Raw genomic sequence first — 16830 nt, 5'->3', positions numbered from 1 at the left:
AGTGTAGTCGACTCACCCGCGCGAACGCAGAACCCAGTCGACCGCGAGACGGTAGGAATCCGCGCCGAACCCGGCGATGACACCCGTCGCGACACCCGAGATCACGCTCGTGTGCCGGAACGTCTCGCGCGTGTGCGGGTTCGAGAGGTGCACCTCCACGAGCGGCACGCCGGCGGCCTTCAGCTGGGCGGCCGCGTCGCGGAGGGCGTAGCTGTAGTGCGTGAACGCCGCCGGGTTCAGCACCACCGGAAGGCGACGATCGACCGCCTCATGGATCCAGCCGATGAGCTCGGCCTCATCATCGGTCTGGCGGAGGTCGATCTCGACGTCGTCGGGGGCGGATGCCGCGAGCCCGGCCCCGATGTCGGCGAGCGTCTCGCTGCCGTACACCTCGGGCTCGCGCGTGCCGAGTCGGCCGAGGTTCGGCCCGTTGAGGACGAGGATCGTGGTGGTCACGCGGCAAGCCTATCGACGGGTGAACGAGCGGGGCAGCGCATGGAGCGGGGCGGATGTCGCGGCTGCGGCATCCGCCCGCCTTCATGTCAGGAGCCGATCTCCTGGTAGGCCGCGAACAGCAGCGACTGGTCGGGTGCCTGCATCACCGTTGGCTTCGCGAGGTCGTCGAGCACGATGAAGCGCAATTGCCCGGCGCGCGCCTTCTTGTCGCGCTGCATGGTCGCGAGCAGCGTGTTCCAGCGACCGGCGGGATACGTGGTGGGCAGGCCGAGCAGGTCGAGCACGCGCTTGTGCCGGTCGGCCACCTCGTCGGAGAGCCGCCCAGAGAGGCGGCCGAGTTCGGCGGCGAACGCCATGCCGACGGAGATCGCCGCGCCGTGCCGCCACTGGTACCGCTCGGCGTGCTCGACGGCGTGACCGAGCGTGTGCCCGTAGTTCAGGATCTCGCGCAGCCCCTGCTCGGTGAAGTCCTCGGAGACCACGTCGGCCTTCATCTGGATCGCGAGCTCGACGACCCGACGGAATTCGGGCGTCGCCGGATCCGTCGCGATCTCGGGGTCGGCCTCGATGACGTCGAGGATCTCGGGGTACCGGATGAATCCGGCCTTCACGATCTCGGCGAACCCGGCGAGGATCTCGTTCCGCGGCAACGTGTCGAGCAACTCGAGGTCGCAGAGCACCGCGGCCGGGACGTGGAAGGCGCCGACGAGGTTCTTGCCCTCGTTGGTGTTGATGCCGGTCTTGCCGCCGACCGCCGCGTCGACCATGCCGAGCACTGTCGTCGGCACCTGCACGATGCGCACCCCGCGAAGCCATGTGGCCGCCACGAAGCCCGCGAGGTCGGTGATCGCTCCCCCGCCGAGTCCCACGATCGCGTCGCTGCGGGTGAAGTCTGCCTGGCCGAGGATCTGCCAGCAGAACGCCGCGACCTCGACGCGCTTGCCGGCCTCCGCGTCGGGCACCTCGGCGAGCAGCACCTCGAACCGGTCCTGGAGCAGCTCGCGGAGCTCGGTCGCGCGGGCGCCGAGCGTCGGCGCGTGCACGACGAGCACCTTGCGAACCGCGGGTCCCAGCGCCTCGCCGAGCCCGGCGACGACGCCACGCCCCACGACGACGTCGTAGCCCGACTCGCCCCCGACTCGGATGGTCGTGCGGGCGTCCTGCGTCATCGTGCTCCTCCGAAGTGCTCGGTGATGTCCTCGACGATGCGTGCGACCGAGCGGCGCGACGTGTCGATGTCCAGGTCGGCGAGCGCCCGGTAGACGGGAGTGCGCTCCTCGAGGATCGCCGCCCAGGTGGCGAGCCCGCCCTCCGCGAGGAGCGGCCGATTGCCGCCGGTGAGTCGCGACGCGACCGCCTCGGGCGACACCCGCAGCCACACCACCGGCAGGGCGGCGAGATCCGCCTTCGTGTCGGGGTGCAGCACGGCGCCCCCGCCCAACGAGATCACCGCGGGCTCGCGGAGCGCCTCGGCGACGGCTTCGCGCTCCACCCGGCGGAAGACCTCCTCGCCGTCGCGCTCGAAGATCCGGTCGATGGGTCCGTGACGATCGGTGATGCGCGCGTCGGTGTCGATGAACGGCGCGCCGACGGATGCCGCGAGCCGCTGCCCGACGCGGGACTTACCGGCCCCCATGGCGCCGATGAGCACGATCGGCAGGGCGATCCGCGACGCGTCAGACACGGTCGCCCGCGACCTCCGAGCTCGCGATCTCGGTGAGCAGCGCGTCGGGGATCGCCGCGAGGTAGGCCTCGAGGTTGCGGCGGGTCTCGCCCACCGAGTCGCCGCCGAACTTCTCCAGCACCGCGTTGGCGACGGTGAGCGCCACCATGGCCTCGGCCACGACGCCGGCCGCGGGCACCGCGCAGACATCCGACCGCTGATGATGTGCGGCCGCCGCCTCGCCCGTGGCGACGTCGACCGTCGGCAGCGCGTGCGGCACGGTCGCGATGGGCTTCATGCCGGCACGCACGCGCAGGACGGTGCCGGTGGACATGCCGCCCTCGGTGCCGCCGGCGCGATCGCTCGCGCGCACGATGCGGCCGTCGCTCTGGTGCAGCTCGTCGTGCGCGGCCGAGCCGCGACGGGTCGTGGTCGTGAAGCCGTCGCCGACCTCGACGCCCTTGATGGCCTGGATGCCCATGAGCGCGGCGGCGAGTTGGGCGTCGAGCCGCCGATCCCAGTGCACGTACGAACCGAGGCCCGGCGGAACGCCGTAGGCCAGCACCTCGACGACGCCGCCGAGGGTGTCGCCGTCTTTGTGGGCCGAGTCGACCTCGGCCACCATGCGTTCGGAGGTCTCGGGGTCGAAGCAGCGCAGGGGGTCGGCATCGAGACGCTCGACATCGCCCGGCAGGGGAAGCGGGCGGTCTTCGGGAACCCGCACCGGGCCGATGGCGATCGTGTGCGACACGAGGCGGATGCCGAGCTCGACGAGGAAGGCCCGTGCGATCGCGCCGAGGGCGACGCGGGCCGCCGTCTCGCGGGCGCTGGCACGCTCGAGCACCGGACGTGCCTCGTCGAACCCGTACTTCTGCATGCCGACCAGGTCGGCATGCCCGGGCCGGGGCCGGGTGAGCGGCGCCCCGCGGCCGCGACCGAGCGTGGCCGGGTCGACGGGCTCGGGGCTCATGACCTCCTGCCACTTCGGCCACTCGGTGTTGCCGATGCGCACCGCGATGGGGCTGCCGAGGCTCTGCCCGTGTCGAACCCCGCCTGAGATCGCGAGCTCGTCCTGCTCGAACTTCATGCGGGCGCCGCGACCGTAGCCGAGCTTGCGTCGAGCGAGGTCGGCGCGGATGGCGTCGAGTGAGACGGGGATACCGGCGGGAAGACCCTCGAGGATCGCGACGAGCTCAGGCCCGTGCGACTCTCCGGCAGTGAGCCAACGGAGCATGCCTCCTATCCTTCCACAGCCGGATCAGAGGGAATCGCGCATGACGGCGAGCACGGCGCTCTCGTCGGGCAGCTCGGTCGTCGGGTCGCCGGTCACGAAGATCCGCACCTGGAGGAGCGCCTGGTGCAGCAGCATCCCGAGGCCGTGCACGACCGTGCCGCCCGCCGCGATCCAGCTCGATCCCAGCGGCGACGGCCACGGGTCGTAGGCCACGTCGAGGAGGTGCGCGCGCTGCACGAGGGCTGCGCGCGGCTCGACGCCCAGGTCGATGCCGCCGGGCACGGTGCTCACGACGAGTTCCGCATCGTCGATCCGGCCGAGCTCGTCGAGGCCACCCTCCTCGACGGCGATGCCGAGACGCGTGCCGAGGGCCTCGAGCTCGGCGGCGGCGCCCCCGCGGCGCACGAGCACCCGCACGTTCGCGGCACCGAGCTGCGACATCGCCACGAGCGCCGAGCCGGCGGTGGCGCCACCCCCGACGATCACGCCCCGGTGCACCCCGCCGACACCCGCTTCCCGGAGCGTGCGCACGATGCCGCCGACATCCGTGTTGAAGCCTCGTCGCCTGCCGTCGTCGAAGAACACGGTGTTGGCCGCTCCCGTGGCGGTTGCGATCTCGTCGAGGTCGTCGAGGAGGGGCAGCACGTCGTGCTTCAACGGCATCGTGAGCGAGAGGCCGCGCCACGAGGCATCCAGCCCGTCGATGAAGTCGGCGAGCTCATGCCCCTGCAGCTCGATCGCGGTGTACTCCCAGTCGAGGCCGAGCCGGCGATATGCGGCGCGGTGCAGCGCGGGACTCTTCGAATGCGCGATCGGTGAACCGAGCACGGCGAGTCGGCGCAGCTCACTGCCCATTGTCGGGGTGCTCCTCCAGCCATTGGTAGAACCGCTCGGCGGCGGCCTCGTGCTCTTCGAACGTCGAGGTGAACACCGTCTCGCCGGTCTCGGGGTTGACCGTCACGAAGTACAGCCACGTCCCGTCGGCCGGGTTGAGGGCGGCCTGGATCGCCTCGGCTCCCGGATTTCCGATCGGGCCGGGCGGCAGTCCCTGGTGCACGTACGTGTTGTACGGGTTCGCCGGGTCCTCGCGCTCCGCGTCGGTCGTCGTGACCACCGAGTTGTCGCCGAGCCCGTAGTGCACGGTCGAGTCGAACTGCAGCGGCATCTCCTGTTCGAGGCGGTTCTGGATGACCCGCGAGACCTTCGTGAAGTCCTGCGGGAGTCCCTCGCGCTCGATCAGCGAGGCGAGCGTCGCGACCCGATAGCGGTCCTCGGGCGCAACCCCGGCGGCGTCGAAGGCCGCGAGGCTCTCGGTGACCATGGTCTGCACGATCTCCTGCGCGGTGGCGCCGGGGTTGAAGGTGTACGTCGCCGGGAAGAGGAAGCCCTCGACGCTCGTCGCCTCCGCCGGGAGGCCGAGCGCCTGCGGGTTCGCAGCGGCGGCCTGGAGCTCCTCGATCGGGATCTCGAGCACCGCGGATGCCTCGGCCAGCGCGTCGCGGGCCCATGTGCCCTCGGTGATGAGCACGGTGTTCTCGAGCTTCTTCGCCGGATCGAGCAGGGCGTCGAGTGCGGCCTCGGCGCTCATCTCCTCGGCGAGGAGGTAGGCGCCGGGATGGAACTCGGGTTCGGGGGTCTCCTGGAGCAGGAGGTCGTAGAACGCGTCGTACGAGGCCGTGACGCCCTCGTCGACGAGGTTCTCGGCGATGTCGGAGCCGGTGTCTCCGTCGTGGATCATGAAGATCACCTCGCCGGTGCCCGAGCCGGCGAAGTCCTCGGCGGGCGTGAAGCGCTCCATGAGGGCGCTGATGGGGCCCTGCAGGAAGAAGTATGCGCCGGCGACGAGGGCGCCCACGATGAGCAGCCCGATGAGGCATCCCCAGGCGCCCCTGCCGCGCGGCCGAACCTCGTCGTGGGAGCCGTCGCGCTTGAGGGCTCGGCGCTCCGCGCGGCTGAGCCGCTCATGCGTCTCGTCGTCGGGGTCGGCGGTGAGGGTCTGGAGCTGGTCGTCCCACGGGAGGCGGTCGTGCTGGTGATCGCTCCGGGCCGACGGGGAGGGGTCGTCGAGTTGCCACCGGAACGTGGTGTCGCGCTCGGCGGCGGGCTGCTGCGCGGCGGGCCACGCTTGCGCCGGTGGCTGCGCGGCCGGCCAGGATTGCGCGGGAGGCTGCGCGGGCAACGGCGGCTGCGCGGGCAGTGGCGACTGCACGGGGGGACGCGGCGAGACCGGGACGGCGGCCGGGGTCGGCTGGTCGGGCCACTGCGCCGGGTCGCGGTCGTACACCGGCCGCCGCGGCGCGTTGAGCGGACCTGTGGGCGGCGGTGCGGCGGGCGCGTGCGGCTCTGCCGCGGCCGCCTGCCACTGCGGTCGGGCGGGCTGGGCCGGGGCCTGCGTCGGTTGGGGCGGGGGCGGCGGTGCCGCGGCCTGTTCCTGCTGCTGGGCGAGCAGCGCGGCCCGCCGTTGCTCTGCCTCGCGGGCCTCGCGTCGGGACATCGGAGGCCGTTCTCGTCCGCCGCCCGGGGAAGCGGGAGGGAGGTGGGTCACAGGGGGGACGACCCTTCGTCTCTCGTGAGCAGGTGCCCGGGCTCGACGCCCGACGCCCGCTCCGTGTCGATGGCGTGTTGCAGAATGATAACGGCTGCGACTTGGTCGACGACTGGACGCCGGCTGCGAGTCGACCGCCCGGCCGCCCGCAGGGCGTGCTGGGCGCTCACCGTCGACAGGCGCTCGTCGACGAGCCGCACCGTGGCGCCGTTCGCCGCCAGCCGCTCGGCGAAGGCCACCGCGTCGTCGGTCGAGGCGGTGGAGGCGCCCGATAATGCGAGCGGATGCCCCACCACCAGCTCGAAGGCCCCGTACTCCTCCGCCAACTCGATCACGCGGTGCACGTCGGCGTCGCCGTCGGCCGCTCGCGGCACCGTTTCGACCGGCACGGCGAGGAGCGCGCCGGCATCGCAACGTGCGACGCCGATGCGCACGCGCCCCACGTCGATGCCGAGCCTCACGCCCGATCGCATGCCGACTACCGGCCGACCTCGCGCCGCACCGCGTCGAGCGCGGCGGGGATGGCCGAGAGGTCGCTGCCGCCGCCCTGCGCGAGGTCGGGCTTGCCGCCGCCACCACCGCCCAGCACTCCCGCCATGGTCTTCGCGAGCGCCCCGGCGTTGGCTCCGGCGTCGCGGGCCGCCGGCGAAGTGGCCACGATCGCGACGGGTTTTCCGCCGACCTCGGCGGCCAGGGCGACGACGGATGCCGCGTCGCCGAGCTTCCCGCGCACGGCCGTCGCCAGCGAACGCAGCTCGTCGCCCGAGCCGAGCCGGCCGACCGTCTCGGCCACGAGGAGCACGTCACCTGCGCGCACGGCGTTGGCCGCGAGCGCGGGAACACGGTCGCTCAGTGCCCGCGCCTCGTAGGCCTGGATCTTCTTCTCGGCGGTCTTCAGGCTCGTCACGAGCTCGCCCACGCGATCGACGAGCTGCTCGGGGCGGGTCTTGAGCGTGCTGGTGAGCTCGTTGACGAGGGCCCGTTCGGCCGCGAATCGCTTGAACGCATCACGTCCGACGAGCGACTCCACGCGTCGGTTGGAGGCGCCGACCGAGGACTCGCCGACGATGTTGATCATGCCGATCTCGGCGCTCGACGACACGTGCGTGCCCGCGCAGAGCTCCCGCGACCATGGACCGCCGATGTCGACGACACGCACGACGTCGCCGTACTTCTCGCCGAAGAGCGCCATCGCGCCGAGCGATTTCGCCTCATCGAGCGTCATCTCACGGGTGACCACGTCGAGGTTGTCGCGGATGGCGTCGTTCGAGATCTCCTCGATCTCGCTGCGCGTGGCGGCCGACAGCGCCGAGTTCCAGCCGTAGTCGAGCCGGAGGTACCCGGCCTTGTTGAACGACCCCGACTGGTGCGCGTTCGGGCCGAGCACCTGTCGCAGCGCCGCGTGCACGATGTGGGTGCCCGAGTGGGCCTGCGTGGCGCCGCGCCGGTAGTCCTCGTCGACGAGGGTCGTCACGGGCACGCCGACGCCCACCTCGCCCGAGGCGACCTTCACCGTGTGGCTGATGAGTCCCTTGACGGGCCGCTGCACGTCGATCACCTGCAGCTCGAACCCATCGCCGACGATGCGGCCCTGATCGGGTGCCTGACCGCCAGACTCCGCGTAGAGGGACGTCTCGGCGAGGATGACCTCCGCCGTCTGCCCCGTGGTCGCGACGGGCACGGGCTGACCGTCGACGATGACCCCGAGCACGGTCGATTCGGTGGTGAGGTCGGTGTAGCCCGTGAAGATCGTCTCACCGTGCGCGCGGAACTGGCCGTACACCGAGAGGTCGGCGAGCACCTTCTTCTTCGACTTGGCATCGGCCTTCGCGCGCGTGCGCTGCGCCGTCATGAGCTCGTCGAACGCGCCGCGGTCGACCGCGAGGCCCGCCTCCTCGGCCATCTCGAGGGTGAGCTCGATGGGGAACCCGTACGTGTCGTGCAGGAGGAACGCGGTGTCGCCCGCCAGCTCGTCGCGGCCCGACTGCTTGGTCGACGCGACGGCGGTGTCGAGGATCGACGTGCCGGCGGCGAGGGTGCGCAGGAAGGTCTCCTCCTCACCGAGGGCGAGCTGCTCGATGTGCGCGTAGTCGTGCGCGACCTCGGGGTACGCCGCCTTCATGGCGTCGCGCGAGGCCGCGAAGAGCTCGCGGAACGTGGGACCGTCCACGCCGAGGAGGCGCATCGCCCGGATGGTGCGACGCAGGAGCCGGCGGAGGATGTATCCGCGGCCCTCGTTCGACGGGGCGACCCCATCGCTCATGAGCATGAGCGAGGAGCGAACGTGGTCGGCGATGACGCGCATGCGCACGTCGTCATCGTGGTTCGCCCCGTAGGCGCGGCCCGACAACTCGGCCGCGCGGTCGAGCACGGGGCGCACCTGGTCGATCTCGTACATGTTGTCGACGCCCTGCTTGATGAAGGCCACGCGCTCGAGCCCCATACCGGTGTCGATGTTCTTCTTCGGCAGTTCGCGCACGACGCGGAAGTCGGTCTTCGACGTCACATCGTCGATCAGGTACTGCATGAACACGAGGTTCCAGATCTCGACGTATCGGTCGTCGTCGGTCGCCGGCCCACCATCGATGCCGTACGCGGGACCACGATCGAAGAAGATCTCGGAGCACGGCCCCGCCGGACCGGACTGACCGGTGTGCCAGTAGTTCGTGTCCTCGTCGAGACGTTGGATGCGCTCGTCGGGCAGGCCCGCGATCTTCTTCCACAGCTCGAAGGCCTCATCGTCCTCCCTGAAGACGGTGACCCAGAGGTCGTTCGGGTCGAAGCCGAGCCCGCCGTCGTCTTCGGGAGTCGTCAGCAACTCCCACGCGAAGGCGATCGCGCCTTCCTTGAAGTAGTCGCCGAACGAGAAGTTGCCGCACATCTGGAAGAACGTGCCGTGCCGAGGGGTCCTGCCGACCTCTTCGATGTCGTTCGTGCGGATGCACTTCTGCACGCTGGTCGCGCGGGGGTAGGGCGGGGGTACGAGGCCGGTGAGATAGGGGACGAACGGCACCATTCCGGCAACCGTGAAGAGCAGCGTCGGGTCGTCGGAGACGAGCGAGGCCGAGGGCACGACGGTGTGGCCGCGCGCAGCGAAGTAGTCAAGCCAGCGCTGGCGGATGTCTGCAGTCTGCATGATTCCGTTCTGGTTCAGCTGCCCGGGGCGCCGGGCGGTTCGAGGGGCGTCAGCTCGTGGCTGCGGAGTCGCCCTGCGCTCGGAGTTCGGCGTCGCGTTCGTGGTAGCCCTCGGCGATGGCCGTGCCGAAGGCCCTGGCCTTGGCGTCGATCGAGGAGAAGAACTCCCGGCCCTGCTTGGTCTGGTTGAGCTGGTGCGCGGCGACGAAGCCGGTTGCGACGCCCACGGCGAACCACAGCATGCTCTTCACGAAGTGCTCCTCTGACGATTCGAAGCCGCGCGACCACCGCCCGGCACGCATCCATACAGTCTAGTGGCGAGCGATGGCGCCGAAGACGGAAACAGGGGCCGCGGGTTGCCCCCGCGGCCCCTGCTCGAACTGCGCCGGATCAGCGAGCGGCGTAGTACTCGACGACGAGCTGGACGTCACAGGTCACGGGGACCTCGGCACGCTTCGGACGACGGATGAGGGTCGCCTGGAGCTTGTCGAGCTGCACGTCGATGTAGCCGGGGAGCTTGGGGAGCACGTCGACGTGGCCGCCGGCCGCGGCGACCTGGAACGGCTCGGTGCCCTCGGAACGCTGCTTGACGCCGATGGTCTGGCCGGGCTTCACGCGGAACGAGGGGCGGTCGACGATCTGGCCGTCGACGACGATGTGGCGGTGCACCACGAACTGGCGGGCCTGCGAGATCGTGCGAGCGAAGCCGGCGCGCAGCACGAGTGCGTCGAGGCGCATCTCGAGGAGCTCGACGAGGTTCTCACCCGTCAGGCCGTCGGTGCGACGGGCCTCGTTGAAGGCGATGCGCAGCTGCTTCTCGCGGATGCCGTACTGGGCGCGGAGGCGCTGCTTCTCGCGGAGGCGCACCGCGTAGTCGGAGTCCTGCTTGCGCTTCGTGCGGCCGTGCTCGCCGGGAGCGTACGGGCGCTTCTCCATGTACTTGGCGGCCTTCGGGGTGAGGGCGACGCCGAGCGCACGTGAGAGACGGGTCTTGCTACGTGACTGGTTCGACACGAATGTCCTTTCGGAAGAATCTCAAGTGTGAATTCACGGCGCGATCACGCACCGGAAGTCTGTGTCAGAGGGATTCGCCAAGGGCGGATCGGCTACAGATCGCACCCATTCGCCGATGACTCTCTCGCAGCCGCGCTCGAGAATCTGGCTTCAGGCCAGCGAACATGCTATCACGCCGGCCTGTGCCCGCACGACGTCACCGGCCACCCCGCACGATGCGCCGAAGCTTGGCCAGCCGTGCCGAGACGTCGCGCTCGTTGCCGTGCTCGGTGGGCTCGTAATAGACGGCCCCGCGAAGCGGATCGGGCAGGTATTCCTGCGTCACGACGCCGATCGGATCGTCGTGCGGGTAGAGGTATCCCTTGCCGTGACCCAGCCGCTTCGCACCGGGATAGTGCGCGTCGCGGAGGTGCTTCGGCACCCGGCCGGCCTTGCCGGCGCGCACGTCGGCGATCGCCTGGTCGATGCCGAGGTACGCCGCGTTCGACTTCGGGGCGGTGGCGAGGTGCACCACAGCCTGGGCGAGCGGGATGCGCCCCTCCGGCATGCCGATGTACTGCACGGCGTCGGCGGCCGCGACGGCGACCCCGAGCGCCATGGGGTCGGCCATGCCGATGTCCTCCGAGGCGAGCACGATGATGCGGCGGGCGATGAACCTCGGATCCTCGCCCGCCTCGATCATCCGCGCGAGGTAGTGCAGCGCCGCATCGACGTCACTACCCCGGACCGATTTGATGAAGGCGCTGATGACGTCGTAGTGCTCGTCGCCGTTGCGGTCGTATCTGAGGAGCGCGCGGTCGACGGCGCGAGCCACGACGTCGGCGGTGATCACGGGCTTGGCCGGCGCCGCGGCATCCGTCGCCTCATCGCCTTCGGCCACGGCGACGGTCTGCGAGGCCGCGACGGCAGCGGCCTCGAGGGCCGTCAGCGCCCGCCTGGCATCGCCCGAGGCGAGCCGGATGATGGCGGCGCGCGCCTCGGGATCGAGTTCGACGCGGCCCGCGAGTCCGCGGTCGTCCTCGAGCGCACGGTCGACGAGCACGCCGAGGTCGTCGTCGGTGAGGAGTTCGAGCGTGAGCAGCAGCGAACGCGACAGGAGTGGCGAGATGACCGAGAATGACGGGTTCTCGGTCGTCGCCGCGACGAGGATGACCCAGCCGTTCTCGACGCCGGGAAGGAGGGCGTCCTGCTGGGCCTTCGTGAAGCGGTGGATCTCGTCGAGGAAGAGCACGGTGGAGAGGCCGTAGAGGTCGCGGCTGGCGCGTGCCTCCTCCATGACCTGCCGAACGTCGCGGACACCGGCCGTGACCGCCGAGAGCTCGACGAATTTCCGGCCCGACGAGCGGGCGATGGCCTGGGCGAGCGTCGTCTTGCCGGTGCCGGGTGGGCCCCAGAGGATGACCGAGACCGATCCCGACTCCCCCGACCGGTCGCTCGCGAGGGCGACGAGCGGAGACCCCGGGGTGAGGAGGTGGCGCTGACCCGCGACTTCGTCGAGGCTCGTCGGGCGCATACGCACCGCGAGCGGCGTCGCGCCGGAGCGCAGCCCCGGGCCGGAGTCCACCATACGATCAAGCGTAGCCGCGGCATCCGACACCGAAGCCCGCTCCCCCGCACGATTGGTGCCGAAACCGGGCCTTGCGTAGAGTCGGCACGCAGGAGTCCCGAGAAGGAGCATGCGTGGCATCGAACGACCGTCAGGTGCGCGAGGAACGGGCGCGCCTCCGCACCTACAAGGCCCGCCAGGAAGTGCATGCCCGCAAGCAACGCCGACGCACTCGCGACAACGTGATCGCGGTCGCCGCTCTCGTCGTCGTGCTCGCCCTCGCGGTCGCAGTGCAGCTGCTCTACTTCAACGGCGGCCCCGGGAGCACCGAGGCCGAGCCGACGGCGACGCCGACCCCCACGGCCACGCCGCCCGCCGGCGAGAACCAGGGCGACGTCCCCTCGCCCGACCTCGCCGAGGGCCGCACGTGGACCGGCACGCTCACCCTCAACGACATCGCGCTCGGCGTCGAGCTCGACGGCGAGGCCGCGCCGCAGGCCGTCTCGAGCGAGATCAGCCTCGTCCAGTCGGGCTTCTACGTGGGCACCGCCTGCCACCGTCTCACCAAGGACAACATCTGGGTGCTGCAGTGCGGCGACCCCGCCGGCGACGGCAGCGGCGGGCCGGGCTACAGCTACGGACCCGTGGAGAACGCGCCCGAAGACGGGACGTATCCCGCAGGCACCATCGCCATGGCCCGCCAGCAGCAGAACGGCTACAGCCACGGCAGCCAGTTCTTCATCGTCTACGAGGACACGGCCCTCCCCACCGACGAGGCCGGCGGCTACACGGTGATCGGTCGCGTGACCAGCGGTCTCGACGCGCTGCGCTCGGGCATCACCGACGCCGGCACGGCCGATGGCGCCACCGACGGCGCTCCCGCGGTGCCCGTGACGATCACCGGGTTCACCGTCGAGTGACGTCCGGCACCGCCCACGAGCGGTGCAATAGGCTTGATGCCGTCATCGCCGCCGCTGGCGGCATCCGACCACGACAGGGTGAGGCCGTGACCGATTCAGAGCAGCAACCGTGGGGCCGCGTCGACGAGACGGGCACCGTCTTCGTACGCACGGCCGACGGTGAGCGAGAGGTCGGCCAGTACCCCGACGCCACACCCGAGGAGGCGCTCGCCTACTTCGAACGGAAGTACGCCGACCTCGCGGGCCAGGTGGGCCTCCTCGAGCAGCGCGTTCGCCGAGGGGCTCCGGCGGCAGACGTCGCGAAGGCCGTCGCCAACCTGCGTGATTCGGTCGCGACCGCCAAGGCGGTCGGCGATCTGGACTCGCTTGCCCGCCGCCTCGAGGCGCTCTCGGGCACCACGAAGGAGCTCACCGAGCAGCAGCAGGCCGAGGCCAGGGCGGCCGTCGTCGAGGCCCTCGCCGAGCGCACCCGGATCGTCGAGCAAGCCGAGGCGCTTGCCGCCCAAGACCCCGCGAAGACGCAGTGGAAGCAGGCGACGGCCGAGCTCGACGCGCTGTTTGCGAGGTGGCAGCAGCATCAGCAGGACGGCCCCCGCCTGCCCAAGAACGAGGCGAACGAACTCTGGAAGCGCTTCCGTGCCGCTCGCTCCACCATCGAACAGCACCGCAAGGCGTTCTTCGCCGAGCTCGACGCCGCCCACCGCGACGTCCGATCCCGCAAGCAGAGCCTCATCGAACGCGCAGAGGCCCTTGCCCCGCGCGGCGCCGACGCCGTGGCCGACTACCGCACCCTCCTCGACGAGTGGAAGCAGGCCGGTCGGGCGGGCAAGAAGCTCGACGATTCCCTGTGGGCGAAGTTCAAGGCGGCCGGCGACGTGCTCTTCCAGGCCAAGGCCGAGGTCGACGCCCAGGAGGACGAGGCCTACCGCGCCAACCTCACCGAGAAGCTCGCCCTCCTGGAGGAGGCCGAGAAGCTGCTCGCCGAGAAGGATCCCAAGCAGGCACGGGCCGCGCTCAACCGCGTTCAGCGCAAGTGGGACGAGATCGGCCGGGTCCCCCGCGACCAGGTGCGCCCCGTCGAGGATCGCCTGCGCAAGGTCGAGACGCACGTGCGGTCCCTCGAGGACCAGCAGTGGGAGCGCGAGGACCCCGAGAAGAAGGCGCGGTCCGAGGGCATGGTCGGCCAGCTGCAGGACGCCATCGCCAAGCTCGAAGCCGAACTCGCCGCCGCCGAAGCATCGGGCGACACTCGCGCCGCCGACGCGGCACGCGAGGCGCTCGACGCACGCCGGGCCTGGCTCAGGGCGGTCGGCGGTTGAACCTCAGCGGCTGACCCGGCCGGCTTCCACTCCCCCGCGCACCCGCCCGAGCGGCCATGTTCTCCACAGCGACGAGCCAGAGCGCCTTCGCGTCCGAGGCGATGCCCCAGCATGGGCGAATGTCCCGACTTCCCACGGTGCTCGGCACCGTCGACCTCCCGATGGCCGAACTCTGTGCGGCACGACTCGATGGCGAGCTCTTCGCCATCGACGAGGGGTGGGCGCCGGTCGACGAACCCGACCTGCCCGCCTTCCGCGCCGCGGTGATCGCGCTCCGGATGCCGCGTCCGCTCGTCATCGAGCGGATGTCGGCCGCGTGGGTGCACGGCGCCCTGACGGTGCCGCCCGCCGTCGCCCAGTTCTGCGTGCCGCACAGCGCACGAATCGCCCCGATCGGCGATCCCCGTGCGACCGTGCGCGAGGTGAAGATCGAGGGGTCCGAGGTCGTGGAGTTCGGCCGCGTCCGCTGCACCTCCGTGGTGCGCACCGGCTTCGATCTCCTGCGCGACGCCGACTACGACGCGACGGGCGGCGAGGGCGTCATCGGCGCGCTCATCGGTCCGAGACCCTGGCTCCGCTCAGCACTCCGAGCGCGGCTCGACGCCGCGACGCGGATGCCGCACAAGTCGCTCGCGCTCGCACGACTCGAGCGCGCCGTCGCGGTCTCGGCGATCGTCGCGGTCGCCTGATCGGGTCAGCCGTCGCTCACCCGGTAGACGTCGTACACGGCGTCGATGCGCCGAACGGCGTTCAGCACGCGGTCGAGGTGCGTCGTGTCGCCCATCTCGAACACGAACTTGCTGAGCGCGAGCCGATCGGTCGAGGTCGAGACGTTGGCGGAGAGGATGTTGACGTGGTGTTCCGACAACACGCGCGTCACATCGGAGAGGAGGCCGGCTCGGTCGAGCGCCTCGATCTGGATCTGCACGAGGAAGATGCTCTTCGAGCTCGGCGCCCATTCGACGTCGATCATGCGTTCGGGCTCCTGCATCAGGCCCTGCACGTTGTGGCAGTCGGCCTGGTGCACGGAGACACCCGAGCCGCGGGTGACGAAGCCCACGATCTTGTCGCCCGGCACCGGTGTGCAGCAACGGGCGAGCTTCACGAGGATGTCGGGTGCGCCGCGCACGAGCACGCCCGAGTCCGAGCTTCGCGGCAGCGGGCGCGATCGCACCGGCATCGGCAGTTCGGGCTCGTCGCCCTCCTCGACGTCGCGCACGAGTGCGACGACCTTCTCGAGCACCGACTGGGTGGACACGTGGCCCTCGCCGACGGCGGCGTACAGCGATGAGACGTCGTCGTACTTCAGCTGCGCGGCGACCTCGGCGAACGACTCCTGGCTCATCAGCTTCTGGAGCGGGAGGTTCTGCTTGCGCATCGCGCGTGCGATCGCGTCGCGGCCCTGCTCGATCGCCTCGTCGCGGCGTTCCTTCGTGAACCACTGGCGGATCTTGTTTCGCGCGCGTGGGCTCTTGACGAACATGAGCCAGTCCTGGCTCGGACCCGAGTCGGGGTTCTTCGAGGTGAACACCTCGACCACATCGCCACTGTTCAGCTCGCTCTCGAGCGGGACCAGCCGGCCATTGACCTTGGCGCCCATGGTGCGGTGACCGACCTCGGTGTGCACGGCGTAGGCGAAATCGACCGGCGTCGCGCCGGCGGGCAGTCCGATCACGCGGCCCTTGGGCGTGAAGACGTAGACCTCCTTCGCACCGATCTCGAAGCGCAGCGAGTCGAGGAACTCGCCGGGGTCGGCGGTCTCGGCCTGCCAGTCGGAGATGTGCGCGAGCCACGCCATGTCGGTCTCGTTCGTGCCCGCGACCTCGGCGGTGCGCCCGGCGTTCATGCGCTCCTTGTACTTCCAGTGCGCGGCGACGCCGTACTCGGCACGCTGATGCATGTCGTGGGTGCGGATCTGGATCTCGACCGCACGCCCCTTCGGTCCGATGACCGTGGTGTGCAGCGACTGGTAGAGGTTGAACTTCGGCGTGGCGATGTAGTCCTTGAAGCGCCCGGGCAGCGGCGTCCACCTTGCGTGAATCGCCCCGAGCACGGCGTAGCAGTCGCGCACCGAGTTCACGAGCACGCGGATGCCGGTGAGGTCGTAGATCTCGTCGAAGTCGCGCCCGCGCACGATCATCTTCTGGTAGATCGAGTAGAACTGCTTGGGCCGGCCCATCACCTTGCCGCGGATCTTCGCGGCCTTCAGGTCGTCGCTGACCAGGTCGATGACGTTCTGGACGAACTCCTCGCGTTGCGGCGTGCGCTGCTTCACGAGGCTCTCGATCTCGGCGTACAGCTTCGGGTAGAGCACGGCGAATGACAGGTCCTCGAGCTCGAGCTTGATGGCCTGGATGCCCAGCCGGTGTGCGAGGGGTGCGTAGATCTCGAGGGTCTCGGTGGCCTTACGGGTCGCCGACTCGGCGGGCACGAAGCCCCATGTTCGGGCGTTGTGAAGTCGGTCGGCGAGCTTGATGATGAGCACGCGGATGTCCTTCGACATCGCGACGATCATCTTCCGCACGGTCTCGGCCTGGGTGGAGTCGCCGTACTTGACCTTGTCGAGCTTGGTGACGCCGTCGACGAGCATGGCGATCTCGTCACCGAAATCGGCGCGCACCTGGTCGAGCGTGTAGGCGGTGTCTTCCACCGTGTCGTGGAGCAGTGCCGCGGCCACCGTCTTCGACCCGATGCCGAGGTCGGCCAGGATCTGGGCGACCGCAACGGGGTGCGTGATGTAGGGCTCGCCGCTCTTGCGTTTCTGTCCCTCGTGGGCGCGCTCGGCGACCGTGTACGCACGCTCGACGAGGGCGAGATCCGCCTTCGGATGGTGCATCCGAACGGTGCGCATGAGCGTCTCGACCGCGCCCGACGGCTGCGCCCTCGAGAAGATGCGGGGTACGAGGCGGCGCAGCGAAGCGGTCGAATTGACTCCCGCTTCAGTCATGCGCACACCTCCAGAACTCAATTATCGCCGTTCCGAGACCTGGTTCGCGCC

The 16830-nt window shown here is 70.4% G+C and carries 15 protein-coding genes; 3 read left to right on the top strand and 12 right to left on the bottom strand.

From position 1 onward, the window contains the following. Positions 1-12: 12 nt before the first annotated feature. The 11 genes from AB0K73_RS06130 to AB0K73_RS06080 form a co-directional block, all read right to left on the bottom strand. Positions 13-456 carry a type II 3-dehydroquinate dehydratase gene (locus AB0K73_RS06130; RefSeq protein ID WP_360511666.1) on the bottom strand — a complete coding sequence of 148 codons (444 nt, stop codon included), beginning with the start codon at positions 454-456 and terminating at the stop codon, positions 13-15. 86 nt (positions 457-542) lie between these two features. Further along, positions 543-1625, bottom strand: coding sequence for a 3-dehydroquinate synthase (gene aroB / locus AB0K73_RS06125; protein WP_360511664.1), 1083 nt, complete (start codon positions 1623-1625; stop codon positions 543-545). Continuing rightward, on the bottom strand, positions 1622-2140 hold the full coding sequence (locus AB0K73_RS06120; protein ID WP_360511662.1) for a shikimate kinase: 519 nt from the start codon (positions 2138-2140) through the stop codon (positions 1622-1624). The genes aroB and AB0K73_RS06120 overlap by 4 nt, the downstream gene beginning before the upstream one ends. Continuing rightward, a complete protein-coding gene (gene aroC / locus AB0K73_RS06115) occupies positions 2133-3353 on the bottom strand; it encodes a chorismate synthase (RefSeq protein ID WP_360511660.1) in 1221 nt (406 codons plus the stop codon). Before aroC ends, AB0K73_RS06120 begins: the two co-directional genes overlap by 8 nt. Before the next feature lie 24 nt (positions 3354-3377). Next, complete coding sequence (locus AB0K73_RS06110) at positions 3378-4208, bottom strand: shikimate dehydrogenase (RefSeq protein WP_360511658.1); 831 nt, start codon at positions 4206-4208, stop codon at positions 3378-3380. After that, positions 4198-5847, bottom strand: a complete 1650-nt coding sequence (gene mltG, locus AB0K73_RS06105; protein ID WP_360511656.1) for an endolytic transglycosylase MltG — start codon at positions 5845-5847, stop codon at positions 4198-4200. The genes AB0K73_RS06110 and mltG overlap by 11 nt, the downstream gene beginning before the upstream one ends. Before the next feature lie 47 nt (positions 5848-5894). After that, positions 5895-6371: a Holliday junction resolvase RuvX gene (ruvX, locus tag AB0K73_RS06100; RefSeq protein ID WP_360511654.1), complete on the bottom strand. Its 477-nt coding sequence runs from the start codon at positions 6369-6371 to the stop codon at positions 5895-5897. Positions 6372-6376: 5 nt separating this feature from the next. Next, the gene (gene alaS, locus AB0K73_RS06095; protein WP_360511652.1) at positions 6377-9034 is read right to left on the bottom strand and encodes an alanine--tRNA ligase; all 2658 of its coding nucleotides are present in this window, start codon (positions 9032-9034) and stop codon (positions 6377-6379) included. Between the two features lie 49 nt (positions 9035-9083). Next, positions 9084-9275 (bottom strand): hypothetical protein, encoded by a 192-nt coding sequence (locus AB0K73_RS06090; RefSeq protein ID WP_360512290.1) that lies wholly within the window; start codon positions 9273-9275, stop codon positions 9084-9086. Positions 9276-9423: 148 nt separating this feature from the next. After that, positions 9424-10047: a 30S ribosomal protein S4 gene (gene rpsD / locus AB0K73_RS06085; RefSeq protein WP_360511650.1), complete on the bottom strand. Its 624-nt coding sequence runs from the start codon at positions 10045-10047 to the stop codon at positions 9424-9426. Between the two features lie 196 nt (positions 10048-10243). Continuing rightward, positions 10244-11614 carry a replication-associated recombination protein A gene (locus tag AB0K73_RS06080; protein WP_360511648.1) on the bottom strand — a complete coding sequence of 457 codons (1371 nt, stop codon included), beginning with the start codon at positions 11612-11614 and terminating at the stop codon, positions 10244-10246. Positions 11615-11727: 113 nt separating this feature from the next. On the opposite strand from AB0K73_RS06080, the gene AB0K73_RS06075 reads away from it, so the two are divergent. The 3 genes from AB0K73_RS06075 (at position 11728) to AB0K73_RS06065 (ending at position 14521) form a co-directional block, all read left to right on the top strand. Next, positions 11728-12513 (top strand): peptidylprolyl isomerase, encoded by a 786-nt coding sequence (locus AB0K73_RS06075; protein ID WP_360511646.1) that lies wholly within the window; start codon positions 11728-11730, stop codon positions 12511-12513. 86 nt (positions 12514-12599) lie between these two features. After that, positions 12600-13832 carry a DUF349 domain-containing protein gene (locus AB0K73_RS06070; RefSeq protein ID WP_360511645.1) on the top strand — a complete coding sequence of 411 codons (1233 nt, stop codon included), beginning with the start codon at positions 12600-12602 and terminating at the stop codon, positions 13830-13832. Between the two features lie 119 nt (positions 13833-13951). Beyond that, positions 13952-14521, top strand: a complete 570-nt coding sequence (locus tag AB0K73_RS06065; RefSeq protein ID WP_360511643.1) for a hypothetical protein — start codon at positions 13952-13954, stop codon at positions 14519-14521. Positions 14522-14526: 5 nt separating this feature from the next. Here the strand turns inward: AB0K73_RS06065 and AB0K73_RS06060 are convergent, their stop codons facing one another. Beyond that, on the bottom strand, positions 14527-16779 hold the full coding sequence (locus AB0K73_RS06060) for a bifunctional (p)ppGpp synthetase/guanosine-3',5'-bis(diphosphate) 3'-pyrophosphohydrolase (RefSeq protein WP_360511641.1): 2253 nt from the start codon (positions 16777-16779) through the stop codon (positions 14527-14529). Positions 16780-16830: the final 51 nt, after the last annotated feature.

The organism is Agromyces sp. NPDC052230, from assembly GCF_040679595.1.
Classification (GTDB): domain Bacteria; phylum Actinomycetota; class Actinomycetes; order Actinomycetales; family Microbacteriaceae; genus Agromyces.
This window is presented reverse-complemented; position numbering and strand designations above follow the sequence as displayed.